A 25,510-nucleotide genomic window follows, 5' to 3' on the forward strand; every position below is an offset into this window, starting at 1 on the left:
TCGGAAGCGAATAGACGCCCGACTAATCGCCCGCCTCCTGAACGCCCATGAGCGCCAGCACATGCGCGTTGACGCTGCGGCTGAGGGCGTCGACGTCATAGCCGCCTTCGAGCGTTGAGACGATGCGGCCGCCGCAACGCCGGTCGGCGATGTCCATCAGCCGTTTGGTCGCGTCGCCGAAGTCCGTCTCGCGGAGTCGCAGGCCGCCGAGCGGATCCCGCTCATGGGCGTCAAAGCCCGCCGAAATCAGGATCAGATCGGGCGCGAAGTCGCGCACCCGCGGCAGGATTCGGTCGGCGAGCGCTTCTCGAAAGGCGTCCCCCGTCGAGCCGGCGAGCAGCGGCGCATTGACGATGTTGTCATGGTCGCCCGTCTCATTGCGCCCGCCCGTGCCTGGATAAAAGGGCGCCTGATGCGTCGAGCAGAACAGCACTTTGTCGTCGGCCCAGAAAATCTCTTGCGTGCCATTGCCGTGATGGACGTCGAAATCGACAATCGCCACCCGTTCCGCCCCATGCGCCGCCAGTGCGTGGCGCGCGGCTACGGCGACATTGTTGACGAAGCAAAAACCCATTGGATTATGCACGCCGGCATGGTGTCCGGGGGGCCGGACGGCGACGAAGGCGTTGTCGGCCCGTCCCGACATCACCTCGTCCACGGCGGCGAGGGCGCCGCCGGCGGCCCGCCAAACAGCTTCGAGCGTCTTCGGACACATCAGCGTATCGCTATCGAGCGCCGAATAGCCTTCGCGCGGCGCGGCGCGCTCGAGGGCTGCAAGATAGGATTGCGGATGGACGCGTTGCAGGGATTCCGCTTGCGCTTCGGGCGCGCTCATTCGGCTCAGGGACGCGAATCGCGCTTGCTCCAGGCCGCGTTGGATCGCCCGCAACCGTTCGGGGGCTTCGGGATGGCCGGGACCCATCTCATGAAGGAGCCCGCTTTCATGTGTGATGAGGAGGGTTTTCAATGCTGCGACGCAATCCAAGCGGGCGACGCTACGCCAGTCAACGCAAGGATTTTCGGCCTTCCGCGGCCTCCTGTCCATGAAAAAGAAATGGTAAAGCTCAAGCGCGGGGCTGCGCCGGTTAGCGTGGCGCCGGCGCAACAGTAAGGGAATAATTCGGAAGACGTGATCCCAGCGCCAAAGTTCATGATAAGAAAATCGTAACAACTGTTTTGCGGGCGGAAAGGAGTGCCTGAAATGAGTTTCAGATATGTGACAGCGGCGTCTGCGCTTCTCGCTGTTTTTTTGGCGGGTTGCAACGGGGGAACGCCTCTTCCCGATCCGAGGCTTAATGGCCGCGACGCCGAATTCATGGCGCTTGCTCCCAAGGCTGGGGTAAGCTCGCAATACGAACGCTACCTCGTCGATTATAAGACGAACGAGCCCGTCGGTTCGATCATCGTCGATAACCGCTCGAAATTCCTTTACTATGTCATGCCGGGCGGAAGGGCCGTGCGCTACGGCGTCGCCACCGGTCAGGACGCGATGGCCTTCACCGGCCGGGCCTATGTGGGCGGCATGCAGGAATGGCCGCGGTGGATCCCGCCAAAGGACATGCTTGAGCGTTGGCCGCATCTCCAGCCGACGGCGGATGCCGGCGGTCTGCCTGGCGGTCCCGACAATCCGCTCGGCTCGCGCGCGCTCTACCTCTATCAGAACGGCAAGGATACGCTTTATCGTATCCACGGCACCAATGAGCCGGACAAGATCGGACAGGCGGTGTCCTCGGGCTGTATCCGCATGCGCGACATCGACGCGATCGATCTCTACAACCGCGTAAAGGTCGGCACGAAAGTCGTCGTGCTCTAAGGCTTTTCGCCACAGTTCATTAAGCTTTCTGCGACGCCCTCCGCCCAGCGCGCGAGGGCGTCGTCTTTTTTGCCATCAGACGTCTTGCCCGTCGCTCGGCGTAACCGCAGCCCGAGCAAACCGGTCTTCGACCGATCGCCAGTGTGCGCCGTCGCACTGCGCCTTGGTAAAGCGAACCTTAACGTTGTGAATGTTCGCAGGGTGCGGGCGACAGAAGAGGGGAAATGGTTATGCGTCCGACGACAAGCATGGGCTGCTTAGTCCTGGTGGTCTGCGTTCTCTTGCTGGAATTCGCTGGCGCGGGCGCTTACTTCGCGTCGTCCGCGCAAGCGAAACCCTCGGACCCTTGCTACGGCTATGCGATTTGCCAGTAAAAATTTTCATTCGGTCGCGCAATTCGTGGAACGCGCGCGCGACATCTGCGTTTTTGTTCTGAAAGGCCGGCGCGCCCAAAATCAATGCTCGAAAGAGTGGAGACTCGGAGCGCCGCGCCTTTCAAGTTTTCATATCCGTTGCAGCGAGAGGCGGAAGGCTGGGCCCGTCATGCGCAATTTGGTTTTGTATGTATTGATGTTGTTCCTATTCGCCGCAAGCGTTGCAAGCGCCACGACGATTCTCTCTCGACCGTCGCCCAGCGACGATGATTTTTGCTTTGGATATGCGATTTGCGAATAGTCAGACCGAACGTTTCTGACGCGCGAGTTCGCGCAAGCGCGCGACGCTGCGCGTTAGCGAGCCTGCTTCAACGCCGATAAACGATTCTATTCGCCTGCAGATCGCGTCGGCGGTCTGATAAACGCGCTGTTTGAACGGCGCGACCAGTCTCGCCGCCCAAGCGCGAATTTCAAGGACAACCGAATAGATCTGACGGAAGCGGTTCATCTGCATCAGCTTGTCCCGGCAGATGTCGAAAAGAAACGACATGACGCCGAGCGCCAGCGTTTTGGCGAGAAGGATCGCCAACAGCCCCGTGAACACATGTCCATGTGCGATTAATTCAAATCCCACCAGCTTGGCAGGGAGAATCGCGAACATTGGCGCGATAAATATCGCCAATGTTTTTACGGGCGTCAGCGTCGCAACGAAGTCCTTGAACTGCTGCTCATAACGTTCAAGCCCAAGCGCGCGCGCGAAATCGTGCAGCCAATCTCTGAAATGATCCCACAGCCAGGTTTCGACCAGAAAGAGGACGGCGAGCGTGAACCAGAACGCATCCCTCAGGCGCCGTTTCCAATCTTCCATAAGTTCTTCCTCTCACATGGCGGCGGGCGCGTAGCGCCAGCGCGCGGCGTGAACCACGACGGCCGATCATAGATAGCTCACATGTGAATGGCGCGCTTGGCGACGGCGAAGGCCGCCTCGCGCATCGCCTCCGAGAGCGTCGGATGGGCGTGGCAGGTGCGCGCGAGATCTTCCGCCGAGCCGGAAAATTCCATCAACACCGCAGCTTCAGCGATTAATTCGCCGGCCGCGGCGCCAACAATATGGACGCCGAGCACACGGTCGGTCGCTGTTTCGGCGATGATCTTCACGAAGCCGTCGGTCGCGCGCATCGCGCGCGCGCGGCCATTGGCGGTGAAGGGAAATTTGCCGATCGTAACCTCGATCCCTCGGGATTTGGCTTCTTCCTCGGTCATGCCGACGGCCGCGACTTCCGGCATCGTGTAGACGACGCTGGGAATGACGCCGTAATTCACATGCCCCGCCTGTCCGGCGAGGATTTCGGCGACGGCGATGCCTTCGTCCTCAGCCTTATGGGCGAGCATCGGCCCGCGCACGACGTCGCCGATGGCGTAGACGCCCGGAACATTGGTCGCGAAGCCTTCATCGATGACGATGCGCCCGCGCTCCAGGGCGACGCCGGCGTCCTCGAGTCCGAGGCCTTGCGTGAACGGGATGCGGCCCGTCGCGATGAGCACCGCGTCCGCCTCGATCGTGTCGGACGTCGCGCCATCGACCGACGAATAGGAGACGACAGCGCGCTCGGCCTTGCCGGTTCGCTCGCACCGCACGCCTGTCACCTTGGAGGCGAGGCGGAAATCGAAGCCCTGTTTTTCGAGGATTTTCTGAAAGCGCGCGGCGATCTCGAGATCAAAGCCCGGCAGAATGCGATCGAGATATTCGATCGCAATCACTTCCGTTCCCAGCCGGCGCCAGACCGATCCAAGCTCGAGTCCGATGACGCCCGCGCCGACGACGACCAGCCGCTTCGGCGTCTTCGCCAGGGCCAAGGCGCCGGTCGACGAAAGGATCAGCTTTTCGTCGACCGCAATCTCCGCGCCGGAGGCGTCGCGCAGCGGCGCGACAGCCGAACCGGTGGCGAGAACAATGTTCTTCGTTTCGAGCGTTTGAACGGCGCCGTCGGGGCCGACGACCGCGACTCGCCCGGCGCCTTTCAGCCGGCCAACGCCGCGAAACGACTCGATCTTATGCTTCCTGAACAGGAAGGCGACGCCGTTGACGTTCGCGCCGACGGTGTCGTCCTTGTGCTTCATCATCGCCGCGAGATCGAGACGCGGCGGATCGACCATGACGCCGAGCGGCGCCAATCCATGCGCCGCCTCTTCGAACATATGCGACGCGTGAAGCAGCGCCTTCGACGGAATGCAGCCGACATTGAGGCATGTGCCGCCGAATGTCGGGTCCTTCTCGACGACGGCCGTCTTCAATCCAAGTTGCGCCGCGCGGATCGCGCATACGTAACCGCCTGGACCGGATCCGATCACGATAAGATCGTAGGTCATGTCATCCGCAACTCAAAAATGGCGCCGCTTCCAAGATCCGTTTCTCAGATGAACGCATCCAAGATGAATTTTGGCTAAACGCCGCTCTCGGAAATCAGGCGGCGGCCCAGACGTAGATGAGCGTTGCGACGAGCCCGAGCGCGGTTTGACCCAGCTCCAGGCGCCCCCAAAGGTCGATGACCTTGCGCGCCTCATGCGCCGCATCGGCCTCGATCAGCGCCAGGATGCGATTGTTGAGCGGCACGATGGCGAGATAGGTATAGGGCCAGCTCGCGATGGCGAGCAGGGCGCCGAAAAGCCATCTGACGTCATCGAGCTCGCGATAGGCGATGAAGCCGAAGAGGGCGGCAAGCGCGGCAAAACTTGCGAGCACAATGAAGCCGCGGTGATCGGAGGGCTCCCACTCCTTGATCAGCGCGTCGTCAGTGAGCGCAAGCCGCGCCGGCTGTTCGACATAGTTGACGTAGAGCGAGGCGCCGGTGAAAGCGCCAGCCGTCGCGAGCGCAAGCGAACCAATAATCATTCAAGCGTCCTTTGGCGGTCGGCGCATAACTCGGCGTTCCTGGCGAATCGACCCCGACCGCCGACCCGCCGCCGTTATTCTTTAAGCTGACTCGATCGCTTCCTCGTCGCAGACGACGCGGGAGTTGCTCTCGGCTTCAGCGGCGACGTCGATTTTCACCGCCTTCACCGCATCCTGCTCTTTTCGGCGATCGGTGAAATGGTCGAAGAACACCCTCATGGCGCGATCGACGCCATAGGGATTGATGCGTCTCGTATCCTCCCGATAGAACATCGGCACGTTCGGGGAAACCGTGGCGAGATCATAGGACGGGAGATAGGCGATGTTCGGCCTTGCCCGGACCACCTCGTCGGCGGCGGCGCGCAGAATCGCCTTGACGGCGCAGTTCGATTCGATGACGTGCCGGTCTTCGTAGGTCGCGATAATGCCGACAGGCGACACGCTCAGCACGATGCGAACCTTGGGATTGACCTCGCGAATGCGGTCGACGGCGGCCATGAAGTCGCGCACGACTTCGCTGACGGTCATATTGTAGAACTCGTAGACGCTCGGATCCCAGGCGCCGCCGGCGACGCCCGGCGCAAGCTGCAGGATTGCGCCATCCGGCTTGTGGCGCCAGGTCTCGGTGTGGCCGAATGTGAAAACGAAGACGTCCATCGTCTCGAGCATGTGGCGGACTGCGGCGAGATGCCGCTCGCGATCGGCGCGCATCTCGTCGACAGTGGCGTATCCGTCGGGCTCGATGCGCGGCCGGAACGGATCGACGACGCGGCCGTCTTCCGGACGATTCCAGTGATCGAGCTGCGGCGTGAAGCGTCCATAGGCGCGTTCGATCAATTGCAGCAGCTGCGCGGTCGTGTAGAGATTGCCGTAGCGGCAGGAATACATTGAGTAGTTGCGGCGCAGCGCCTCATCCGCGGACATGCCGGCCGGCGGCTGCTCGGCGAGATAATAATGGAATCCGCTCGCCTGCAGGCCCATGGCGATCTCCTGCGCGAAGCAGCTGCCGCCTGTGGCGACCTTGTCCTGCGGCGAAATCTTGAAAGGCGTGCGAATGATTGGATCGAGCGCGAAGGGCGGCAGCGACGTCACCGCCTTGCGCCAAAAGCGATGGTCGGGTAGGGAGCTATAGGGGTTCTCCGCCATGGTCGCACTCCTTTCTGATCCGGCCGATGGTTGCGGATCGAGCTTTTCCCGCGTCGTTCGCGAGCCGCCTTCTGGCGTCGCAACATAGACGGCGCCCGCCCGCTTGTCACCCGGCGGCGCCGCTGAGAACGCCCGCGCCGTCGCCAATCCATGAAAGACCGCATGTTAACGCAGGTTGACAGACAGATTCTAAAATCCTGGCGGCAATACGCCATCGAGCCGAGGATCGCGAAATTCACCGGCCGCGTCATGCGCAACACCGGGCCGCGGATCGCCATCATCGGCAACTGCCAGAGTTTCGGCGTCGCCTATGCGATGAAAATGCTCGATCCGAGCGCGACGGTCGATCATTTTTCGATGATCGCCCGCGCCCGCTCGACGATGGGCCTCTTCGTCAAGACGCTGGAGACCTACGACTACGTCTTCTCGCACGACTTTCTTGACGGCCATGTGCGCGGTGGCGGATCGGAGGAACTATGCAAGCGCCTGCCGAAGACGATGATCTTTCCTGCGATCACCTTCGCGGCCTTTCATCCCGATCTCGTCTATATTCACGATCTGTCGCGCCTGCACGGTTTCGTTTGCGGGCCGATCGGCCCCTACCATTCGGCGATCGCGCTTTTCGCCTATCGCAAGGGCTTGTCGGTCGAGATGGCGAACGCGCTCTTCAACGAGAACGTCTTTGACGCGCTCGGCTATTTCGACATGTGGAACGACGCGTCGCGCGAACTGCTCGACGGTACGCGCGACAGATATGGCCTCGATCTTTCGGCCGAGCTAATGAACTGGTCGCGTCGGGGCGTCTTCATGTACAGCACCGTGCATCCGATGAGCTTTGTGCTGTTCGATCTCTCCAAGAAGCTTTTCGAGACGGTCGGACTGAAGCCGCGGACAGTGAATTTCAACTATTACGCCATTCATGATCTCGCGCGCAGCGAGATCTTCCCGATCTATCCGTCGATCGCCAAGCGATATGGGGCGCAGGGCGGCTATATGTTCAAACTGCAGAACCACCATATATCGACGGCGGTGGGCGACTTCCTGACGCTGCCGCAGTACATCGCATCCTGCTACAAGATCTACAGCGGCCATGATCCATCGCAGCTTAGCAATCCGCGCGTCGACGCCTGGCTCGCCGACGAGTCGACGAGCGGATTGCTGATGAGATTGGCGCGGCAGAATTTCGTCGCGGGCCTCATGCCGACCCTGTGAGCGCGCTTATTTCCAGCGCGTGTCGAATTTCGACAGGTTGAACGGCGGCTTATAGGGATGCAGCGGATTTTCGCCGCTGAAGGGCGTCACCACGGTGAGAATGCGCTCGCGATGTTTCAGAGGCGCGAAACCCGAAGGGTCCAGCGCGCCGGTGAAGCCGATAAGATGCGCCGGGTCGACGTTGAGCTTGAACGCCGGCGGCGGGCGCATCCAGCTCTGCGCGGCCACATCCATATAGGCCGTCTTCAACATATGGTTGAGGCCCCACTGCGTCGGCACGAAGCAGGATTTGGCCGAATCCGACATGTCCCAATAATAGGTGTCGGGTCGCAATTCGAGCGTCGCGTCGCCTTCGAAAACCGCGATTGATCCTTCGTGCATGAGATGCCGCACTTCGGCAAATCCCGCGAAGGGGTCGACGAGATGGTAGTAGACGCCAAGACAGAGGACGATGTCGAAGGTCTCATTGAGCTTCGAGGCTTCGTAGATCGAAACGTTCTGATTGATCTCGACGTTGGACTTTAAAAGCTTCTTGGCGAGGCGCAGTCCGGCGCCGCTCGCCCAGTTTTGGCTCACGTCGTCGGTGGCGACAACGCGCTTGGCGCCCCGTCGCTCGGCGTAAAAGCTCCAGAATCCGTCCCAGCAGCCGATTTCGAGCACGCTCTTGCCGGCGAAATCGATCTTGTCGAGCTCGTTCTCGATGAAGCGCCAGATGCGACGGTGATCATCGGCTTGCGACACGCTGAGGGCGCGCAGCCCGTCTCCGAAATCGAACTCATGATACCAATGAATGGCGTCAATTTCTTTTTGCAGCGCTTCGCGCGAGGCTGCGTCCTGCACGTCCATCGAATGTTCCTTGGATAATTGCGTCAGGCGCGCGAAAGCGTCCACTCTGATCGCGCGGCGAGGGCGCGGAGTTTGCCTTTATTCCGCGCTCCATGCAAGGTGAGGACGCGCCGTCCCGACGCCGTCGAGACTCTCCATGTCCGTCGCGAAGGCGCGAATGCGCGGCGCGATCTCGTCGCGAAAGCGCGAGCCGTTGAAGACGCCGTAATGGCCGACGCCTTTCTGCACATAATGACGCTTCCGGGCGGCAGGAATGTTGGCGCAGAGATCCAGCGCGGCTTCGGTCTGGCCGACGCCGGAAATGTCGTCTTTTTCACCCTCGACGGCAAAGAGCGCCGTGCGGCGGATCGCTTTGAGGTCGATGAGAGTGCCTCGGTGGCGCAACAGGCCGAGCGGCACCTGGTGGCGGACGAACACGCGATCGACGGTTTGAAGATAGAATTCTGCGGTCAGGTCCATCACCGCGAGATATTCGTCGTAAAAATCGCGGTGTCTTTCGGCGGAGTCGCCGTCCCCCTCGACGAGATGGTTGAACATTTCGAGATGCGCCGAGATATGGCGCTCGAAATTCATCGACATGAAGCCGGAGAGCTGCAGAAAGCCCGGATAAACTTGGCGTCCCATGCCCGCGTGCGGAAACGGCACGGTGTGGATGCAATGGCTGCGGAACCAATCCATGCCGCGCTGCTGCGCCAGCTTGTTGACGGCCGTCGGATTCACCCGGGGGTCGATGGGGCCGCCGATCAGCACCATGGATTCCGGGACGTCAGGATCGTTGTCCGCCTCCATCGCGGCGATCGCGCAGATGAGCGGCACCGAGGCCTGACAGATGCCAAGCGTATGCAAGGGCGTTTGGGTCGCGTCCAATGCAAGGAAGCGCATGATTTCAATGACATAATCGACGTAATCATCGAGATCGAAGGAGCCGTCGACGAGCGGCACCGTGCGCGCGTCGCTCCAATCCGTGATGTAGACGTCGTGGGTCGGCAGGAACGCCTCGACCGTGCCGCGCAGCAGCGTCGCGTAGTGGCCGGACATCGGCGCGACAATCAGCAGTTTCGACTGTCGGGGCGCCGGACCAGCAAACTGCCGCTTGAAATGCAGCAGGCCGCAAAAGGGGCGGCTCCAGACAACTTCCTCGACGATCTCGACCTCGGCGCCGTCGACAACCGTCGTATCCAAGCCGAACAGCGGTTTCCCGTAGCGGCGAGTCATGCGCTCGAACAGCTCCGCGGAAGCGGCGACGTTGCGGCCGAACGACGTGTGATGCAGCGGATTGAGCGGATTCTTCATCGCGTGCAACATCGCATCCGTCGCCGCCCGCGCCGGCGCGAAAGCCAAGTGCAACATCTCGTAGAGCTGGTAAGACATACGGTCCATCTTTACGCTTCTCCCCGCCACCCCCGTCGCAGCCGCCGCGCTGCGATTTCATGTTGCACTGCACAATCAAATTTATAACACATTCAAGATGGGCCAAGTTAGAAATCTGGCGAGCAGAGCTGTGGCGCCACGGACCTGAAAATTCGCAGTTCCGTCATATTCTCGCAGTCAAGGCCCCGACTGCAAGCGAAAACCAGAGCGTGGCGGTTGAAATCCGATAGAGCGCCAAAGCGCGGCGAATATCCGCCGCATTGGCCTCGCTCCTGCCGTCGCCAAGACTCGCGCCATCCACCGCCTCCGCCCCGCCGTAGGAGCGTGGCCCGCCGAGCTTGAGGCCAAGAGCGCCCGCAGCCGCGGCTTCGGGCCAGCCGGCGTTTGGGGAGGCGTGATTCGGCGCATCGCGCCAGGCCGCCGTCAGCGCTTTGGCCGGGGCGGCGCCGTTCACCGCCAAGGCGCCGATCGCCAGCAGGCCCGCAGCCGCGCGCGCGGGGAGAAAGTTCATCACATCGTCGCAGCGGGCCGCGGCCCAGCCGAAGGCGAGATAGCGCGGCGACTTGTGGCCGATCATGCTGTCGGCGGTGTTGACGATCTTATAAGCCAGCGCGCCCGGCAGGCCGAAGACCGCGAGCCAGAGCGCTGGCGCGACGACGCCGTCGGAGAAATTTTCGGCGAGGCTCTCGATGGCGGCGCGGGCGACGCCGGACGCGTCGAGCGCCGATACGTCGCGGCCGACGATTTTCGCCACCGCGGCCCGGCCGTCCTCTACCGAAATCGCCAGAGCCTCCGCGACCGCGACGACATGCGCATCAAGGCTGCGCTGCGCCAGAAGGCTGGACGCAACCACAGCGAGCGCAATCCAGCCGAGCGGAAGCGCGAGCGCAGCGCGTTCGATCAGCGCGCCGCTCCCAACAGCGATGACTAGAAGCGCGGCGAGAGCGACGGCGCCTTTCGACCGTCGAAGCGCGAAGGAGTCGCTCTCACGGTTCAGCCCTCGGTCGAGCGCGGCGATCAGCGCGCCCATCCATGTCACCGGATGGCCGATCCTGCGAAAAAGCGCATCCGGATAGCCGGCGCCCGCCTCGATCGCGAGCGCCAGAAGCGCAACGCCGAAATTCACCGTCCAAAAAGCGCGGTGATCGAGGCCTTGGCCAGCGCATTCTGATTAATGGTGAAGCCCGCGACCGCCGTGCGGCCGTGAGCGGCGTCGCCGAGCTTTTCAGTCTTGAGCGCATAGACGGTGAAAACGTAACGGTGCGGCTTGCCCGGCGGCGGGCAGGGGCCGCCATAGGCCTTGTCGCCGAAGTCCGTCTCCAAATGATGCGCGCCGGGCGGCAGATTTTTCGCAGACGCGTTGCCGGCGCCGCGCTTCAAGCCGCGAGCGTCGGCCGGAATGTCGACGACGAGCCAGTGCCAGAAGCCGGCGCCGCCCGTCGGCGCATCGGGATCGTGCACGGCGACGGCGAAGCTCTTGGTGCCAGGAGGCGGGTCGCTCCAATTGAGCTCGGGCGAGACGTTCTCACCGGTGCAGCTCATGGAATCATAGACATGCTTCATATTGATCGTCTTGCCTTCGGCGATGTCGGGGCTTGTGAGCTCGAAAGCGTGGGCGCCGCTCGAATCGGCGGCGGCCAGCGCGATAAGGCCGAGAAAGGATGAAACGCTGCGCAACATGTAAGCGTGCTCCTCAAATCTGGAAATCGCCGCATCTTTAGCGGATCGGCGCGCCGGTGTCGCGCGCCCGCGCTTCGCGGTAAAGAGGGCGCATGAGCGATGCGGGAAGTGGGCGTCCTTTGCGCCGCGGCTGGACGACGGGCGCCTGCGCGACCGCCGCGACGCGCGCCGCCTTCGAGGCGCTGATGACACACGCGCCGCCTCCCGACCCGGTCGAGATCGCGTTGCCGTCGGGAAAGCGCGTCGCCTTCGCGCTCGCGACCTTCGAACGGGAAGCGGATTTCGCCCGCGCCGGCGTGGTCAAGGACGCCGGCGACGATCCGGACGTCACCCACGGCGCCCTGATATGCGCGCAAGTGCGCCGCGGCGCTGCCGGCGCCGGTGTGCGATTTTTCGCGGGCGAGGGCGTCGGCATAGTGACGCGTCCGGGGCTTCCGCTGCCGCCCGGCGAGCCGGCGATCAATCCCACGCCCCGTAAGATGATGCTTGAGACGATCATCGAGGCGAGCGCGAAGATCGGCGTCGGCGCGGACGCCGACATCGAAATTTCGGTCCCCGGCGGCGAGGAATTGGCCAAGCATACGCTGAATGGGCGGCTCGGGATCGTCGGCGGCCTTTCCATTCTCGGCACGACCGGAATCGTCACGCCGTTTTCCTGCGCCGCCTGGATCGACAGCATCCATCGCGGCGTCGATGTCGCGCGCGCGAGCGGACTGACCCACGTCGCCGGCACGACAGGCTCGACCTCCGAGGCGGCGGTGAAGCGGCTTTATGATTTGCCGGAGACGGCGCTCATCGAAATGGGCGATTTCGTCGGCGGGCTGTTGAAATATCTTCGCACGCATCCGGTCGCGCGCGTGACGATCGGCGGCGGCTTCGCCAAAATGACCAAGCTCGCGCAAGGACGGCTCGATCTTCATTCGGGACGCTCGAGCGTTGATTTTGCGCGGCTTGCCCAAACCGTGCGAGAGGCGGGCGCGGGCGAAGAGATTGCCGCGCTCATCGAGAGCGCCAACAGCGCGCTCGAAGCCTTGCAGATCGCGCGAAGCGCCGGGGTCGATCTCGCAGCGCCGGTCGCGCGCGCCGCATGGAGAACCGCCGCGCGCGCGCTGAATACGGCGGAGAGCGAATTGGAGATCATCATATTCGATCGGGAGGGCGCTCTGCTTGCCCGCACGCCGCTCCAAAGAGCCCAGACATGAACGAAAATCCGTATCTCACCCTTGTGCTCGGCGGCGCGCGCTCCGGCAAAAGCGCTTATGCGGAAAGTCTCATCGTCACGCATCCGTCGCCCTGGACCTATATTGCGACGGCGGACATTCTCGATGAGGAAATGCGCGCGCGCGTCGATGCGCATCGCGCAAGACGCGGCGACGATTGGCGCACCGTCGAAGCGGCGCAAGCGCTCGTTGAAGCGATTTGTGAGGCGCCAGTCGATGGACCGCTGCTGATCGATTGTCTCACGCTCTGGCTGAGCAATCGGCTGCTTGGCGGCGCCGATCTTTCGCGCGATCGCGCCGCGCTTGTCCATGCGCTGTCGTCCCGTTCGGCGCCAACCGTCGCCGTCTCGTCCGAGGTTGGGTTGTCGATCGTGCCGGACAATGCGCTGGCGCGTTCTTTCCGTGATGCGGCAGGCGAATTGCATCAGGCTGTTTCCCGGAGTTCGGGAAGGGTCGCGCTCGTCGTCGCGGGCAATCCGCTGATCGTGAAGGGTCAGCCGAACGTCTGATTTTTGGCGTTCTGCGCAGATTGAGTCTTGGGCGCATAATGAATCTTGTGGCGCGTAATTTGAAGGAGAAAGTTCATGTGCAACAGTTTGCTCAAATCAAAAATCCTTGTCGCTGTCGCCATCGCGGCCCTATTTGCGATCGAAGCTGCGTCGGGCGCCGAGCGCCTGCCAGCTTACGGCGCAAATCTGTCCGAGACTTCGGTGTCCGGGCTTTCATCGGGCGCGGCGATGGCGTTGCAATTCCATGTGGCGCATTCCGGCATTGTGCAGGGCGCCGGGATCATCGCCGGCGTGCCTTATGACTGCGCGGAGCAGAGCTCTAATCGCGCGACCGGCAATTGCATGAAGCCGGACGCCGCGCATCCTGTCCCGGATCCGGCGCATCTTACGGACATCACCGACTCGCTCGCGCGCTCCGGCGCCATAGACGACGTCGCCAATTTGAACGATGCGCGCGTCTGGCTTTTTTCCGGCCGCAAGGACGGTGTGGTGCTTCCCGTGGTGATGGATGCGGCGCGCGACTATTACGCGTTTTACGTGCCGCCGGATCGCAGCGCCTATCGAACCGATATTGGCGCCGGCCACGCCATGGTGACCGAGGACTATGGCGACAAGGATTGCGCCGCGACCAAGGCTCCGTTCATCGTCGATTGCGACTTCGACGCGGCGAAAGCGTTGCTCGAGCAGATTTACGGTCCGCTCAATTCGCCGAGCGCGCAGCCTTCGGGAAAATATGTCGAGTTCGATCAGAAAGAATTTCTGCCCGACGGCAATCCCTACAATCACAGTTTAAGCGATGTCGGCTACGCCTATGTGCCGCATGCCTGCGCCTTGGAGACGTGCCGTGTGCATGTCGCGCTGCATGGCTGCAAACAGCAGGCCGCCCAAATCGGCGACGCCTTCTATAAGAACGCCGGTTACAATCGTTGGGCGGATACGAACCACATTATCGTTGTGTATCCGCAAACCATCAGCCGCTGGGGCTGGGGCTGGCCGTTCTACACCTTGAATTTCGTGTGGAACCCTAACGCCTGCTGGGACTGGTGGGGCTATGACAACGCCGAGCATCACACCAAGAAAGGTCCACAGATCGCCGCCATTCGCGCGATCGTAGACCGGCTCGCGACGAAGCCTTGAGTCTAGCGCCTCATGTTGTGCTTGTGCATTATCATTGCGCATGGCGGGAGATGGCGATTGTTGTGACAATTTGGGTGTGGCTTTTGGCGTCGTTCGCTATCGGAATAATAGCCAAATTGCGAATTAGGGCGCGTCATTTGCGCGCCTCCACCCTCGACTCGCGCGATAGGACGAAGACCCACCGCCGTTTCCCACTCAGTCTGCCGCGCCTTGCTCCGCTTGGCTAAGGACGCGAAGAGTTGGCATGTGGCCATCGTTCGGGTCGCGTGACGTTGATGGGGGACGGGCAAGCTCGTCGCGCCAAAAGGCAGACGTCGCGAGGGGCCGAGAGCGCCTATATTCTCGAGTTCGCACGAGCGACTGCCCGAAACAAATTGAAATCAGTTGGCCCCAGTCCGGCCGAGGAAGTAGCCCCATATGCTAGGCGCAGCTCGGAACTGTCGGACGTCACTGCGTTCGCTCGATCCCGGACGCCGTGGATAAAAAAGGGGTAAGGATATGAAAAGATCGCTTGGCGCGCTCATTGCATTTAGCGCGATTTCAATGGGCGCACAGGCGGCGGACTTGCCTTCCCCTAAATCTTCGCCGCCGTACTTGATTGCGCCACCTCCGCTTTGGACCGGCTTCTATGTTGGCGCAAACCTCGGAGGAGGAGTGCCGAATAGGGGAGCCGGCGGCGTAATCGGCGGCGGTCAGCTGGGTTACAATTACCAATTTTCGCGGCTGTTTGTTGCCGGCCTTGAAACCGATATCCAAGGATCAAGCATGAGTGGCGTGCATTGGTTTGGAACGGTTCGGGGACGCTTGGGCACAACTGTCGTTAATCCGACCTTGCTCGTTTATGGGACCGGAGGATTCGCCTATGGCGGAAGCGGCGGCGCGGGGGCAGGCTGGACCGCCGGCGGCGGCGTTGAATGGGCTTTCGCTCCGAAATGGTCCGCGAAGGTTGAATACCTCTATGTCCGCCTTTCCCAGAACGAAGATTTTGGGCCACGTCGACATGGCGACCAGGGTTTCCACGTCGTGCGAGCGGGACTCAACTATCGCTTCGATCCATATGCATTTCTAAGCCCGCCAAAGGCCTTCTAAGCGTTCCCAAGGGTCGCAGATATTCCACGGATACGCTGAGCCGCTAGGCGATGTTCATCACCATAGCGCGTTCTTTCCTATCAAGCGTGAAGACATCATGCGTAACAAAGATGTGTCGTCTCGACGGCGCAAACGGCTGACCGCGACGGCCGGAGCGCTGGCATTTGCTATTTGTTGTAGCGAATTGGCCGCGCTCGCCGGCGTCGTCTCAGTTGCGTCGGCGACTTTCGCACAAGCGGAGCCTGGCTGGGGACCGCCGCCTCCGGAGCCTGGCTGGGGACCGCCGCCTCCGGGGCCCGGCTGGGGACCGCCGCCTCCGCCCCCAGACTCGTGGGGACCACGCCGCAGACGATGGCGTCGATTGCCTCCACCGCCACCACCTCCTCCTCCGCCTCCCCTGCCTTTTTTTTGACGAATGGCAGGTCCGATCGTCAGGACGGACACAAGCGCCGAATGCGAGGCGAAAGCGTCGATAAGCTTCACTAAAGCGCGGATTGCCGTCGCGTTCGAGGTGAACCCGTGCCGTTGTCCGAAACGATCATGCTCGGGCGACCGCGCCTCGTGATCAACGCCAAACGATGGACGATTCGCTCACATGGCTTCTTGAACTTCTGAGGTGTCGTCGCCTGTAAACCAAGAAATGTCGTCGCAATCGCCCTCATCCGACCCCGCGTCGCGGGGCCACTCTCCCGCTTCACGGGAGAAGGGAGCGCCTTACGCTCCCGCCGCGTTCAGCCCCGTTTCGAGATCGGCGATGATGTCGTCGATATGTTCAATTCCGATCGAGAGCCGCACATAGCCGGGCGTGACGCCGCTCGCGAGCTGCGCGTCCTCGGCGAGCTGCGAATGCGTCGTCGTCGCCGGATGGATGGCGAGGCTGCGCGCGTCGCCGATATTTGCGACGTGATAGAACATCTCCAGCGCGTCGATAAATCTGCGGCCGGCGTCGAGACCGCCCTTCAGCTCGAAGCCGAGCAGCGCGCCATAGCCGCCCTTCAGATAAGCGTCGGCGCGGCGGCGCATCTCGCCCGTCTGCTGCGACGGATGAATGACCCGCGTCACTTCGCTGCGCTTACTCAAGAAGTCGACGACCTTCTGCGCGTTCTGCACATGACGCTCCATGCGCAGCGTCACCGTCTCGACGCCCTGCAGCGTGAGAAAAGCGTTGAACGGCGAGGGCGCCGGACCGAGATCGCGCAACAGCGTCGCGCGCGCCTTGATGATATAGGCGACCGGCCCGATCGGCTTGACCGCCTCAACCCAGATGGCGCCGTGATAGCTCGGATCAGGCGTATTCAGCGCCGGCTGACGTTGCGGAAATTTCTCCCAGTCGAAATTGCCGGAGTCGATGATGGCGCCGCCGATCGACGTGCCGTGGCCGCCAAGATATTTTGTGGTCGAGTAAACGACGATCGCCGCGCCATGATCGATCGGCCGGCAGAGGATTGGCGCGGCGGTGTTGTCCATGATCAGCGGAACGCCGAGCTCCCGACCGATCGCCGCCACTTCGGCGATCGGAAACACCGTGAGTTTCGGATTAGGCAGAGTCTCGGCGTAATAGGCGCGCGTGCGATCGTCGGTGGCGCGGCGGAAATTCTCGGGATCGGCCGGATCGACGAAGCGCACTTCGAGGCCCTGGTCCTTCAGCGTATTGGCGAAGAGGTTCCAGGTGCCGCCGTAAAGATCGGTGGACGAGACGACATTGTCGCCGACGCGCGCGAGATTCTGAATCGAGAGCGCCGACGCCGCCTGTCCCGAAGCCAGCGCCAGGGCCGCCACGCCGCCTTCCAGCGCCGCGAGCCGCGCCTCCAAGACGCCGGTCGTCGGGTTGCCGATGCGCGTATAGATGTGGCCGAGCTCTTTCAGCGCGAAAAGATTGGCGGCGTGCTCGGTGTCGTGAAACTGATAGGAGGTCGTCTGATAGATCGGAACGGCGACGGCGCCGTTGGTCTCATCCGCGCGCCAGCCGGCGTGGAGCGCGATCGTTTCGGCGTGCGTGCTGTCGACGGCCATCATTTTCCTCCTAAAGCAGGTTCCGAAAAAGTTGACAGACTGTTTCGAAGCGAACCTGCTCCAACATTTTGATTTTGAGCGATTCCTTATCGATCACATGATTCCATGTGATCGGGAAGCGCTGCGGCGTAAGCGCAAGCTGAATACGGCAAAGCGTGTGCGAGCGCTACATGGCGCGCTTCACGCCATTGCTAGTTTTGTTCCCTCCTCCATTTACCCGCGGGGCGAATGTTGCGCGTTGGCGCCCCGCCAGGGAGTTCGACATGAAGACAAGAATCGCCGTCATCGGAAGCCTTGCCCTCGCCTTTCTGGCGCCTGCGGCGTTGGCCGAGGAGGAGCAGCAGGGGCAATCGCCGCAACAACAGTCGGAACAGCAGTCACAGCCGCAGCAACAGGAGCAGGGCGTGACGTCGGGGCCGGCCGCCGGCACGCCTGTTGAGCCTTCGGGATCGGTGCAGAAGGACAATCCCAAAGCGGAGGACGTCAACCCAAGCGGCGTTTCCGGCCCAAGTGGCACCTCCGCCGGCGCGCCGGCGGTGGAGGGCAAGAAAGGAACACAGAGCGGGCAGGAATGGGCCCCGCCCGAAGAGATCAGGCGGAAGAAGGGGCCAACCTCATAGCGTCAGTTCGAGCTGCGATCAGCGGCAAGAAAAACACCGGTCGGGAATCGCCGTGTGTGAATCGATCGGCGGCTTCGCGATGCATGGGCGACTGAACTCAGCGTCGTGAGAGTCGCCGATCGCCTTTCCACATGAATGCGAATCAAACATGCGAATCCAAGCTTGGCGTTATTCCTTGAGTCGAGGAACTCGCCGACTATAATCCGCCCCGGCCATAAATGAGCGCAACCCCGCGACTCGGGCCCAATCCAAAGGGGGATTCGCCATATGAAAAAACTACTGCTGTTGACGGCCGCAATCGCTGCGGGCGCAATGTTCGGCGCGCCGGTCCGCGCCGAAGATCAAAGCGAAGCGCCCGCTGCGGCGAGCGCAGCGCCCGCTGCGGTGAGCGCAGCGCCAGCCGAAACGGCGGCGCCCAGCGCGCCCGCCGAAACGAGCGCCCCGGCCGCCGAGAGCAAGCCCGTCATTCCCCCCGATTCGGAGTGGGTGCACCCCACCAAGTGACTTTCTTCGCTAAGTGACTTTCTTCGCTGCATTTCCCGACTCTCGGGAAATGCAGCGGCTCGCCTCAGCATTCCGCCAGGACATCTGTGTCGTCTTTGAATGCGCGTGCGGCGCAGGCGAGCGCGAAGGCATATTCCAGCGCCGTGTCTTCAAGCGCTTCGAAACGGCCCGAGGCGCCGGCGTGGCCCGCGCCCATATGGGTGAACAGCAACACAGGTCCGCCGCCGCTCATCGTCGCGCGAAGCTTCGCGACCCATTTGAGCGGCTCCCAATAGGTGACCCGAGGATCACTCACGCCGGCGACGGCGAGAATCGGCGGATAGTGTTGCGCGCGCACATTGTCGTAAGGCGAATAGGACGCAAGGCGATCATAGGCTTCGGCGCTGGCGATCGGGTTGCCCCATTCCAGCCATTCGGGCGGCGTCAGCGGAAGATCGTCGCGCAGCATCGTATTCAGCGTGTCGACGAAAGGCACGCTGGCGATGATGCCGGCGAACAGCTCCGGCGCCTCGTTGGCGACAGCGCCCATCAGCAGACCGCCCGCCGATCCTCCCTGCGCGACGACGCCGCCTTCGCGCGTGTAGCCGGCCGAAACCAGATGCCGCGCGCAATCGATGAAGTCCAAGAAGCTATTTTGCTTCTTCTCGAGCTTGCCGTCTTCATACCAGCGCCAGCCCTTGTCCGTTCCGCCGCGAATATGGGCGCGCGCATAGACAAAGCCGCGATCGACGAGCGATAGCGCGTCTTCGTTAAAGTGTGCCGAGAGCGCGTAGCCATAGGCGCCATAGCCGTAGAGCAGCAGCGGCGCGCCGTCTCCGCCGGGCGTGAAGTCGGCGCGATGCAGGAGCGTGATCGGCACGATTTCGCCGTCGCGCGCCGTCGCGAACAGGCGCCGCGTCACATAGTTCTTTGGATCGTGTCCAGACGGAATTTCCTGGCGCTTGCGCAGGACGCGCGTGCGCGTAGCCATGTCGTAGTCATAAGTCTCGTCTGGCGTCGTCATTGACGAATAGACGAAGCGCAAGATGTCGGTGTCGAATTCAAGCCCCGGATCAATCGACAGCGCATAGGCGTCTTCCTCGAAGTGAATCGCATGTTCCGCGCCGCTGGAGAGCGCGCGGATGACGAGCTTCGGCAAAGAGTTTTCCCGAAGCAGCCAGACAAGATAGCGCGCATACACGGTGAAGGAGTCGATCAAGACGCCGTGGCGATGGTGAACGACGTCCTTCCAATTCTCGCGGCCGGGCTCTGCGAGCGGCGCGACGGAAATGCGGAAATCATCGGCCCCGTCGGCGTTGTTGCGAATGTAGAGAAGGTCGCCATGCGGCTCGACGTCGTAGCGCAGTCGCGGTTCGCGCGGCGCGACAATGCGCGGCGTTGGATTGTCTTCGCGAAGGTCGATCAGCCAGCATTCCGTCGCGTCATGGCCGTGGATGGACACAATGGCGAAACGCCTGCAACGGCTTTCATGCAGGCTGACGAACCAGGCGCTGTCCAATTCCTCGATGATCAGCGCGTCGTCGGCGGGATCGGCGCCCACCTCGTGCCGAAAGACCTGCGCGGTGCGATGGTTCTCGTCGATCAGCACATAATAATAGGCGTTCGAATCGGCGCTCCAGACAATGGCGCCGTCGCTGTCGCTCACAATGTCGGCGCGGTCGAGGCCATCGCTCAACGCCCTGGTGCGGATGTCGTAAAGCTCCGAACCGGCGTCGTCGACGCTCCAGGCAAGCTGCGCGTGATCGGGCGCATGCGCCGCGTCGCCGATGTCGAAGAAGTCGCGGCCCTTGGCGAGCGCATCGCCATCGAGGAGCACGGTTTCGGCGCCGCCTTGTCGCGGCGTCCGGCAGTAGAGCGGATGTTCCGCGCCTTCATGAAAGCGTTCGTAATAGGCGTAAGGCCCATCCGGCTCGGGAACTTCGCTGTCATCCTCCTTGATGCGGCCGCGCATTTCGGCCACCAGCGCTATTCGTAAATTCTTGAGCGGCGCCATGACGCGATCGCAGTAAACGTTTTCCGCCTTGATCAGCTCGGCGATGTCGGCGGGAAGAGCGTCGGGATCGCGCAGCACCTCGCGCCAGTTTTTGGCGGCAAGCCAGTCATAAGGATCATCAAGCACGCGGCCATGGATGACTCTGCGCGTGTGGCGCTGCGCCGCGACGGGCGGCGCCGCGCCTGCAAGTTCGAATCGCCAATCCGATAATTTCGCCGCCGTGTCGCGGGCCATGGCATCCTCCGCCGATTGTCGTCAGAGGCTTTTATCATCGCATGGCGCGCAACGCAGCGATCTCTCGGGCAGCGATCTCTCGGGCGGATGGGATCGAAGCAATTTGTAAATCAATCGCGCCTTAGCCTTGCCGCTAATGACCTGTCCGTTTTTGGATAAGGAGCGATTCATGCGTTACTCCCATGCTGCGCTCAGTCCGGTTTCCGTCGGCGAGCGAAAGATCTCCCGCCCTAATGTCCTTCCTGTGCGCCGTGCGTCCACGCTGCGCCGGCTCGCATGGAAGATCGTCTATGCGAGCTTCATCGCCGGCGTCGCGATCTACGTGTGGTGGCGGCGCTAGTCGTTTTTTGGCGCTGCTGCGCTGCATCAAAGACAAACCGTCATAAATCGCCTAAGCTTGAGGCGTGGCCGACGGATATGCGCGCTCGCGCGTGATGGAGTCGCGCCACAACTGGATCAACATGCGGCGTCGCGGCGCGCCTCGAAGCAAAGAAGAAACTTAAAATGTTCACGAGCATGAAAAGCATGGCCGCTGGCGTCATTTGCGCCAGCCTCTCCTTAGGCGCCGCTGCGCTCGCCGAGCCGAAGGCCGCTGCGCCAACCGACGCGCCGACCGCCTGGGCGCCGCCCGCCGAGATCGCGCCAAAGAGCGCCGCGCCTGCAGACGCGCCCGCGCCAAGCGCCGAAGCGCCTGCCGCCGCTGCGCAGCCAACGAGCGCCGCTCCGGCCAGGACGCATGCGGAGAGGGAAAAAGACTGCCGCGCGCAAGCCGACGCCAAAGGGCTTCACGGCAAAGACCGCAAACACTTCAAGACCGACTGTCTGAAGGGATGATAGGCGCGCCGGTCGCTTCGCGCGGCCGGCGGCGCTAGAGCGCTTATCGATCACATGGAATCATGTGATCGATAAGGAATCGCTCAAAATCAAAATGTTGAAGCAGGTTCTCATCGAAAAAGTCTGTCAATTTTTTCGGAACCTGCTTTAGTAGACGCGGTCGATGCAGAAGTCGACGACTTCGAGCAGCGCGCTCTTCCATGGCGATGCGGGAAAAATCTCCATCGCGTCGCGTGCGATGGCGCCGTAATGCGTCGCGCGCTCGATCGTGTCGTCGAGCGCCTTGTGCTTCTTCATCAGACCGCAGGCGGTCTCGACGTCGCCGTCCTTGATCTCGGCCTTTTCCAGCGTGCGCCGCCAGAACTCGCGTTCTTTCTCATTGCCGCGGCGGAAGGCGAGCACCACGGGCAGCGTGATCTTGCCCTCGCGGAAGTCGTCGCCGACATTCTTGCCGAGCTTGGCCGAGGAGCCGCCGTAATCGAGCGCGTCGTCGATGAGCTGGAAAGCGATGCCGAGATTCATGCCGTAGCTGCGCGCGGCGGCTTCATCGGCCTTCGGCTTGCCGCCGAGCATCACCCCGACTTCGGCCGCGGCGGCGAAAAGCTCGGCCGTCTTGCGGCGGATGACGCCCATATAGGCGTCCTCGGTCGTGGTCGTGTCCTTCGCGGCGTTGAGCTGCATGATCTCGCCTTCGGCGATCACCGCCGCCGCTTGCGAAACGACGGAGAGCGGCGCGATGACGCCTGGCTCGACCATCATCTTGAAGGCGTGGCCGAGCAGGAAGTCGCCGACGAGCACGCAGGTCTGATTGCCCCACAGCATGCGGGCGGCGATCTTGCCGCGGCGCATGTCGCTTTCATCGACGACGTCATCGTGGAGCAGCGTCGCCGTATGCATGAATTCGATGCCGGCGGCGAATTTCAGATGCCCGTCGCCCCTGTAGCCGCACATGCCGGCGGTGGCGAGAACGAGCATCGGCCGCAGGCGCTTGCCGCCGGCGGAGATGAGATGATTGGCGACCTCGGGAATCGTCGTGACGTCGGAGCCCATGCGCTGAATGATCAGCTGATTGGTGCGCTCCAGGTCGGGCTTGATGAGTTCGAGGAGGCTGTCGAGGCCGGCGTCCTTTTTCTCATCGAGCGGAATGACGATACCCACGGACCCCCCTTAAGCCTTACGTTTTCTGGGGCGAACTTACGGCTTTGGGATGGAGGCGGCAAGTCGCCGAGGATGTTCGCGTTCCGTCCTTGTCCCGAACGCGCGCCCCGCGCAACGGCCGCCAAATGTCTCATATCATGCCCGACCGAAGAGCCGTCATGCGAGGTCGAGGCGGGGAGCCGCTTCGCCGCCTCCAGCGAGGCTCGCCGGCGCGTTTCTGCGCTTTCGCTCGGAGCCTCGGCGCGCGCGACCTCCCCACACGGGCGAGGCGTGCGCGCGGTCCGCCGTGGTAAGCCTCCCGACGCAATGACGAAGCGCGCAACAGAGTTTGACGGTTTTCTCGACGGGCGCCTGCGCCTGCGTCAAAGCGCCGCCGGCCACCGCTCCGGCACGGAGGCCGAGCTGCTCGCCGCCGCGACGCCCGAACATCAGCAGGGGCTCGTTCTCGACGTCGGCGCCGGGTCGGGCGCGGTCGGACTGATGGCGGCGCTGCGCGCCCCTCGCGCGATCGTTGGACTTGTGGAGATCGACCCCGAGTCTTGCGCGCTCGCGCGTGAAAACGTCGCCGAAAATGCGCTTAACGCAAGGGCGACAGTTTACCAAGCCGACGTTCTCGCCGCGAAATCGCGCCGCGCCGCTGGACTGATCGACGAAAAGGCGGCGCTCGTTCTCACCAATCCGCCCTTTCATGACGCCGGCAAAGTGCGCGTCACGCCTGACGCGGCCAAGGCGCGCGCCCATGTCGCCAGCGCGCCGCTCGTCGAGTGGACGCGCGCCTGTCTCGCGCTGCTCGCGCCTAGCGGAACCTTCGTGATGATCCATCGCGCCGACGCGCTCGCCGAATGTCTCGCGGCTGTCGAGGGCAGAATAGGGGGCGTCTCGATCCAGCCCATTCACACCCGCGCCGACGCGCCGGCGACGCGCATTCTTCTCGCCGGCGTCAAGGGCTCGAAAGCGCCGCTGTCGATCTTGAAGGCGATCGTTGTCTAATACGAGTTCCGGTTGATCAGTTCGCTGGGCCTGTCATTCCCGGCAGGCCGCAGGCCTGACCGGGAATCCAGAGCCGATACAGCAGCGCTGGCTTTGCTCTGGATTCCCGATCGCGCTCCGCGCGTCGGGAATGACAGGCGGCGACTAAGATGGAACGCGCTACGCCGCGCGCTGCGACGCCGCGGGCGGGCTCGAGAGCCGCGGCTCCCAGTAATTGCCCTTATCAAACATGTGCCGCGCCTGCGCATATTGGAACATGATGCGCGCGACGATGGTGATGGTTTCCGGCTTGCGTACGGCGGCGCCCCAGACCCTGTTCCACATGCGGCCTTCCGCCTCGCCCATCTTGCGCACGTCCATGCCGACCTGCATCGCCTGCTGTTCGACCTCGCGCAGCGATTTGGGGTCGAAAGGCTGCGGCGCCGGCGCCTTGCGGTGGCGGCCGAACGCGCTGATCAGGCGCAGCATGCGTTCGCCGAAGGCGGCCGGGGCGTAGATCGCGTTGCAGAGATTCTGCATGCCGTGATGCAGCTCCTCCATGCTCATCGTCTGGCACTGGATGTTGGAGCTCCACGGCACCGCCTGGGTCTCGACGCCGCCGGTGATGAGGCGGCCTTCGCGCGTGATGCGGTCGAAGAGCGGCGTCGCCTCCGACGCCATCAGCGCGCCGAGGCTGAAGATCGGGATCGGCGTCGCCATGGCGAAATCATACTGCTGGGCGAAGACGCTCGGACCGTCGTGGTCGAAGCCGACGATCATGCCGCCCATGACCGACATGCCGTGGCCGACGAGCTTCTGGATTTCGTCGACGAGGCTGACCTTGAGATTCTGCCGCTTGCCGGTCTCGCGCAGGCTTTCGACATTGGGCGTCTCGATGCCGACGAAGACCTGCGTCAGGCCCGCCGCGACGCACATGTCGAGCAGCTCTTCGTCGCGCGTCGCGTCGATGGAGATCTGCGTGACGAACTCCATCGGACGATCGTGGCGCCAATGCGCGACCGCCGCGAGCAGCTCCTTGCAGTGCGCGCGGTAGGCGGTGAAATTGTCGTCGGCGAGAAAGGCGGTGCGGTAGCCCGCCGCCCAGAGCGCGTCGAGTTCGGCGAGGACGTTGGCGATCGGCTTGTGGCGCTGCTTGCGCCCCAGATATTGGATGACGTCGCAGAATTCGCATTCGAACGGACAGCCGCGCGAGGTCTGCACCGCGCCGAGAATCGCGCGGTCGTTGCGATAAAGATCCCAGCGCGGCGGCGGCGAAGCGGCGAGCGACGGCTTGTCGCCGACGTAGCTGTCCTTCGGCTTGCGGGCGCGAAGATCGGCGAAGAGGTCGCCGGCGATTTCCTCAATCTCGCCGCTCACCAGCACGTCGCAGTGGTCGCGCAGCCGCGCCGGCGAAAGGCTTGCATAGGGGCCGCCGATGATGACGCGCTTGCCGCGGCGGCGGAATTCGTCGGCGATGGCGATCATGCGGCCGCGCTGGCTGACCTTGCCGGTGATCGCGATGTAGTCGGCGGAATGGTCGAAATTCACCGGTTCGACCGACTCCTCGCAAAGTTCGAAGGCGAAGTCCTTGGGCGCGAGCGCCGCGACGGTCGCCGTGGCGAGGTCCGCCATCATGACGCCGCCCGGCGCGCCGGACGCCGCCAGCGCCTCGCCGCCGAAATAAGTTGGAAAATCGCCGCCAGGATTGATGAGATAAATCGAAACGGACATGCACGACCCCTCATGCGCTCCGAACCGTACGCTAATTGAACTTCGCAATACCGACAAGAACTTGCCGTCATTCCAAAGTGAATGATCGAGCGCAAACCACAAAAAAAGCGGCCGCTACGGGCCGCTTTTTTCGTGCGCAGGAAAAAACGCTTAGAGCGCTTCCC

24 protein-coding genes are annotated in these 25,510 nt (G+C 62.8%); 11 read left to right on the plus strand and 13 right to left on the minus strand.

What is annotated here, in order from left to right; genetic code table 11:
- Nucleotides 1–22: 22 nt before the first annotated feature.
- Entirely contained in the window at nucleotides 23–922 is a 900-nt protein-coding gene (locus IYW40_RS17445; protein ID WP_196402204.1) for a histone deacetylase family protein, read from the minus strand.
- 279 nt (nucleotides 923–1,201) lie between these two features.
- Between IYW40_RS17445 and IYW40_RS17450 the strand changes: the two genes are divergently transcribed.
- On the plus strand, nucleotides 1,202–1,813 hold the full coding sequence (locus IYW40_RS17450) for a L,D-transpeptidase (protein WP_175093602.1): 612 nt from the start codon (nucleotides 1,202–1,204) through the stop codon (nucleotides 1,811–1,813).
- A 675-nt stretch (nucleotides 1,814–2,488) separates the two neighbouring features.
- Here IYW40_RS17450 and IYW40_RS17455 read toward each other — a convergent pair.
- The 4 genes from IYW40_RS17455 to IYW40_RS17470 form a co-directional block, all read right to left on the minus strand.
- Nucleotides 2,489–3,055, minus strand: coding sequence for a hypothetical protein (locus tag IYW40_RS17455; RefSeq protein WP_196401561.1), 567 nt, complete (start codon nucleotides 3,053–3,055; stop codon nucleotides 2,489–2,491).
- A gap of 77 nt (nucleotides 3,056–3,132) precedes the next feature.
- Nucleotides 3,133–4,557 (minus strand): dihydrolipoyl dehydrogenase, encoded by a 1,425-nt coding sequence (gene lpdA, locus IYW40_RS17460; protein ID WP_196401562.1) that lies wholly within the window; start codon nucleotides 4,555–4,557, stop codon nucleotides 3,133–3,135.
- Nucleotides 4,558–4,651: 94 nt separating this feature from the next.
- Complete coding sequence (locus IYW40_RS17465) at nucleotides 4,652–5,080, minus strand: DUF1772 domain-containing protein (RefSeq protein WP_175093599.1); 429 nt, start codon at nucleotides 5,078–5,080, stop codon at nucleotides 4,652–4,654.
- An 81-nt stretch (nucleotides 5,081–5,161) separates the two neighbouring features.
- Nucleotides 5,162–6,226 carry a GSCFA domain-containing protein gene (locus tag IYW40_RS17470; RefSeq protein ID WP_026222816.1) on the minus strand — a complete coding sequence of 355 codons (1,065 nt, stop codon included), beginning with the start codon at nucleotides 6,224–6,226 and terminating at the stop codon, nucleotides 5,162–5,164.
- Nucleotides 6,227–6,388: 162 nt separating this feature from the next.
- Between IYW40_RS17470 and IYW40_RS17475 the strand changes: the two genes are divergently transcribed.
- Entirely contained in the window at nucleotides 6,389–7,438 is a 1,050-nt protein-coding gene (locus IYW40_RS17475) for a WcbI family polysaccharide biosynthesis putative acetyltransferase (RefSeq protein ID WP_196401563.1), read from the plus strand.
- A 6-nt stretch (nucleotides 7,439–7,444) separates the two neighbouring features.
- On the opposite strand, the gene IYW40_RS17480 is transcribed toward IYW40_RS17475, so the two are convergent.
- The 4 genes from IYW40_RS17480 to IYW40_RS17495 all read right to left on the minus strand — a co-directional run bounded on the left by IYW40_RS17480 (nucleotide 7,445) and on the right by IYW40_RS17495 (nucleotide 11,335).
- Nucleotides 7,445–8,284: a class I SAM-dependent methyltransferase gene (locus IYW40_RS17480; RefSeq protein ID WP_175093596.1), complete on the minus strand. Its 840-nt coding sequence runs from the start codon at nucleotides 8,282–8,284 to the stop codon at nucleotides 7,445–7,447.
- A 78-nt stretch (nucleotides 8,285–8,362) separates the two neighbouring features.
- Complete coding sequence (phaZ, locus tag IYW40_RS17485; protein ID WP_196401564.1) at nucleotides 8,363–9,664, minus strand: polyhydroxyalkanoate depolymerase; 1,302 nt, start codon at nucleotides 9,662–9,664, stop codon at nucleotides 8,363–8,365.
- 154 nt (nucleotides 9,665–9,818) lie between these two features.
- Entirely contained in the window at nucleotides 9,819–10,781 is a 963-nt protein-coding gene (gene cbiB / locus IYW40_RS17490; protein ID WP_196401565.1) for an adenosylcobinamide-phosphate synthase CbiB, read from the minus strand.
- Nucleotides 10,778–11,335, minus strand: coding sequence for a YbhB/YbcL family Raf kinase inhibitor-like protein (locus IYW40_RS17495; protein WP_196401566.1), 558 nt, complete (start codon nucleotides 11,333–11,335; stop codon nucleotides 10,778–10,780). Before IYW40_RS17495 ends, cbiB begins: the two co-directional genes overlap by 4 nt.
- Nucleotides 11,336–11,427: 92 nt before the next feature.
- On the opposite strand from IYW40_RS17495, the gene IYW40_RS17500 reads away from it, so the two are divergent.
- The 4 genes from IYW40_RS17500 to IYW40_RS17515 all read left to right on the plus strand — a co-directional run bounded on the left by IYW40_RS17500 (nucleotide 11,428) and on the right by IYW40_RS17515 (nucleotide 15,290).
- Nucleotides 11,428–12,537, plus strand: coding sequence for a cobalt-precorrin-5B (C(1))-methyltransferase (locus tag IYW40_RS17500; RefSeq protein ID WP_196401567.1), 1,110 nt, complete (start codon nucleotides 11,428–11,430; stop codon nucleotides 12,535–12,537).
- The gene (gene cobU, locus IYW40_RS17505; RefSeq protein WP_196401568.1) at nucleotides 12,534–13,064 is read left to right on the plus strand and encodes a bifunctional adenosylcobinamide kinase/adenosylcobinamide-phosphate guanylyltransferase; all 531 of its coding nucleotides are present in this window, start codon (nucleotides 12,534–12,536) and stop codon (nucleotides 13,062–13,064) included. The genes IYW40_RS17500 and cobU overlap by 4 nt, the downstream gene beginning before the upstream one ends.
- Before the next feature lie 75 nt (nucleotides 13,065–13,139).
- The gene (locus IYW40_RS17510) at nucleotides 13,140–14,201 is read left to right on the plus strand and encodes a polyhydroxybutyrate depolymerase (RefSeq protein ID WP_196401569.1); all 1,062 of its coding nucleotides are present in this window, start codon (nucleotides 13,140–13,142) and stop codon (nucleotides 14,199–14,201) included.
- A gap of 498 nt (nucleotides 14,202–14,699) precedes the next feature.
- Entirely contained in the window at nucleotides 14,700–15,290 is a 591-nt protein-coding gene (locus IYW40_RS17515; protein ID WP_196401570.1) for an outer membrane beta-barrel protein, read from the plus strand.
- A 714-nt stretch (nucleotides 15,291–16,004) separates the two neighbouring features.
- On the opposite strand, the gene IYW40_RS17520 is transcribed toward IYW40_RS17515, so the two are convergent.
- Nucleotides 16,005–17,303: a PLP-dependent transferase gene (locus IYW40_RS17520; RefSeq protein WP_196402205.1), complete on the minus strand. Its 1,299-nt coding sequence runs from the start codon at nucleotides 17,301–17,303 to the stop codon at nucleotides 16,005–16,007.
- 263 nt (nucleotides 17,304–17,566) lie between these two features.
- Between IYW40_RS17520 and IYW40_RS17525 the strand changes: the two genes are divergently transcribed.
- Together IYW40_RS17525 and IYW40_RS17530 are read left to right on the plus strand one after the other, a co-directional pair.
- Nucleotides 17,567–17,923 (plus strand): hypothetical protein, encoded by a 357-nt coding sequence (locus tag IYW40_RS17525; RefSeq protein WP_196401571.1) that lies wholly within the window; start codon nucleotides 17,567–17,569, stop codon nucleotides 17,921–17,923.
- A gap of 267 nt (nucleotides 17,924–18,190) precedes the next feature.
- The gene (locus tag IYW40_RS17530) at nucleotides 18,191–18,427 is read left to right on the plus strand and encodes a hypothetical protein (RefSeq protein ID WP_175093586.1); all 237 of its coding nucleotides are present in this window, start codon (nucleotides 18,191–18,193) and stop codon (nucleotides 18,425–18,427) included.
- 64 nt (nucleotides 18,428–18,491) lie between these two features.
- Here the strand turns inward: IYW40_RS17530 and IYW40_RS17535 are convergent, their stop codons facing one another.
- Nucleotides 18,492–20,654 (minus strand): S9 family peptidase, encoded by a 2,163-nt coding sequence (locus tag IYW40_RS17535; RefSeq protein WP_196401572.1) that lies wholly within the window; start codon nucleotides 20,652–20,654, stop codon nucleotides 18,492–18,494.
- A gap of 169 nt (nucleotides 20,655–20,823) precedes the next feature.
- Between IYW40_RS17535 and IYW40_RS17540 the strand changes: the two genes are divergently transcribed.
- Nucleotides 20,824–20,994, plus strand: coding sequence for a hypothetical protein (locus IYW40_RS17540; protein WP_196401573.1), 171 nt, complete (start codon nucleotides 20,824–20,826; stop codon nucleotides 20,992–20,994).
- Between the two features lie 164 nt (nucleotides 20,995–21,158).
- On the plus strand, nucleotides 21,159–21,488 hold the full coding sequence (locus IYW40_RS17545; protein ID WP_196401574.1) for a PsiF family protein: 330 nt from the start codon (nucleotides 21,159–21,161) through the stop codon (nucleotides 21,486–21,488).
- A gap of 147 nt (nucleotides 21,489–21,635) precedes the next feature.
- Here the strand turns inward: IYW40_RS17545 and IYW40_RS17550 are convergent, their stop codons facing one another.
- Nucleotides 21,636–22,646 carry a polyprenyl synthetase family protein gene (locus IYW40_RS17550; protein WP_175093582.1) on the minus strand — a complete coding sequence of 337 codons (1,011 nt, stop codon included), beginning with the start codon at nucleotides 22,644–22,646 and terminating at the stop codon, nucleotides 21,636–21,638.
- Between the two features lie 306 nt (nucleotides 22,647–22,952).
- On the opposite strand from IYW40_RS17550, the gene IYW40_RS17555 reads away from it, so the two are divergent.
- Nucleotides 22,953–23,636, plus strand: coding sequence for a methyltransferase (locus tag IYW40_RS17555; RefSeq protein WP_196401575.1), 684 nt, complete (start codon nucleotides 22,953–22,955; stop codon nucleotides 23,634–23,636).
- 159 nt (nucleotides 23,637–23,795) lie between these two features.
- On the opposite strand, the gene IYW40_RS17560 is transcribed toward IYW40_RS17555, so the two are convergent.
- On the minus strand, nucleotides 23,796–25,346 hold the full coding sequence (locus IYW40_RS17560; RefSeq protein ID WP_196401576.1) for a radical SAM protein: 1,551 nt from the start codon (nucleotides 25,344–25,346) through the stop codon (nucleotides 23,796–23,798).
- Nucleotides 25,347–25,510 lie beyond the last annotated feature (164 nt).

It is taken from the genome of Methylocystis sp. H4A (assembly GCF_015709545.1).
Classification (GTDB): domain Bacteria; phylum Pseudomonadota; class Alphaproteobacteria; order Rhizobiales; family Beijerinckiaceae; genus Methylocystis; species Methylocystis silviterrae.

What these genes read in the sequence shown, in the direction of transcription:
- IYW40_RS17445 (WP_196402204.1), bottom strand. Translation starts at nt 922, where the DNA reads ATGGGTCCCGGCCATCCCGAAGCCCCCGAACGGTTGCGGGCGATCCAA.
- IYW40_RS17450 (WP_175093602.1), top strand. Translation starts at nt 1,202, where the DNA reads ATGAGTTTCAGATATGTGACAGCGGCGTCTGCGCTTCTCGCTGTTTTT.
- IYW40_RS17455 (WP_196401561.1), bottom strand. Translation starts at nt 3,055, where the DNA reads ATGGAAGATTGGAAACGGCGCCTGAGGGATGCGTTCTGGTTCACGCTC.
- lpdA (WP_196401562.1), bottom strand. Translation starts at nt 4,557, where the DNA reads ATGACCTACGATCTTATCGTGATCGGATCCGGTCCAGGCGGTTACGTA.
- IYW40_RS17465 (WP_175093599.1), bottom strand. Translation starts at nt 5,080, where the DNA reads ATGATTATTGGTTCGCTTGCGCTCGCGACGGCTGGCGCTTTCACCGGC.
- IYW40_RS17470 (WP_026222816.1), bottom strand. Translation starts at nt 6,226, where the DNA reads ATGGCGGAGAACCCCTATAGCTCCCTACCCGACCATCGCTTTTGGCGC.
- IYW40_RS17475 (WP_196401563.1), top strand. Translation starts at nt 6,389, where the DNA reads ATGTTAACGCAGGTTGACAGACAGATTCTAAAATCCTGGCGGCAATAC.
- IYW40_RS17480 (WP_175093596.1), bottom strand. Translation starts at nt 8,284, where the DNA reads ATGGACGTGCAGGACGCAGCCTCGCGCGAAGCGCTGCAAAAAGAAATT.
- phaZ (WP_196401564.1), bottom strand. Translation starts at nt 9,664, where the DNA reads ATGGACCGTATGTCTTACCAGCTCTACGAGATGTTGCACTTGGCTTTC.
- IYW40_RS17495 (WP_196401566.1), bottom strand. Translation starts at nt 11,335, where the DNA reads ATGTTGCGCAGCGTTTCATCCTTTCTCGGCCTTATCGCGCTGGCCGCC.
- IYW40_RS17500 (WP_196401567.1), top strand. Translation starts at nt 11,428, where the DNA reads ATGAGCGATGCGGGAAGTGGGCGTCCTTTGCGCCGCGGCTGGACGACG.
- cobU (WP_196401568.1), top strand. Translation starts at nt 12,534, where the DNA reads ATGAACGAAAATCCGTATCTCACCCTTGTGCTCGGCGGCGCGCGCTCC.
- IYW40_RS17510 (WP_196401569.1), top strand. Translation starts at nt 13,140, where the DNA reads ATGTGCAACAGTTTGCTCAAATCAAAAATCCTTGTCGCTGTCGCCATC.
- IYW40_RS17515 (WP_196401570.1), top strand. Translation starts at nt 14,700, where the DNA reads ATGAAAAGATCGCTTGGCGCGCTCATTGCATTTAGCGCGATTTCAATG.
- IYW40_RS17520 (WP_196402205.1), bottom strand. Translation starts at nt 17,303, where the DNA reads ATGGCCGTCGACAGCACGCACGCCGAAACGATCGCGCTCCACGCCGGC.
- IYW40_RS17525 (WP_196401571.1), top strand. Translation starts at nt 17,567, where the DNA reads ATGAAGACAAGAATCGCCGTCATCGGAAGCCTTGCCCTCGCCTTTCTG.
- IYW40_RS17530 (WP_175093586.1), top strand. Translation starts at nt 18,191, where the DNA reads ATGAAAAAACTACTGCTGTTGACGGCCGCAATCGCTGCGGGCGCAATG.
- IYW40_RS17535 (WP_196401572.1), bottom strand. Translation starts at nt 20,654, where the DNA reads ATGGCCCGCGACACGGCGGCGAAATTATCGGATTGGCGATTCGAACTT.
- IYW40_RS17540 (WP_196401573.1), top strand. Translation starts at nt 20,824, where the DNA reads ATGCGTTACTCCCATGCTGCGCTCAGTCCGGTTTCCGTCGGCGAGCGA.
- IYW40_RS17545 (WP_196401574.1), top strand. Translation starts at nt 21,159, where the DNA reads ATGTTCACGAGCATGAAAAGCATGGCCGCTGGCGTCATTTGCGCCAGC.
- IYW40_RS17555 (WP_196401575.1), top strand. Translation starts at nt 22,953, where the DNA reads ATGACGAAGCGCGCAACAGAGTTTGACGGTTTTCTCGACGGGCGCCTG.
- IYW40_RS17560 (WP_196401576.1), bottom strand. Translation starts at nt 25,346, where the DNA reads ATGTCCGTTTCGATTTATCTCATCAATCCTGGCGGCGATTTTCCAACT.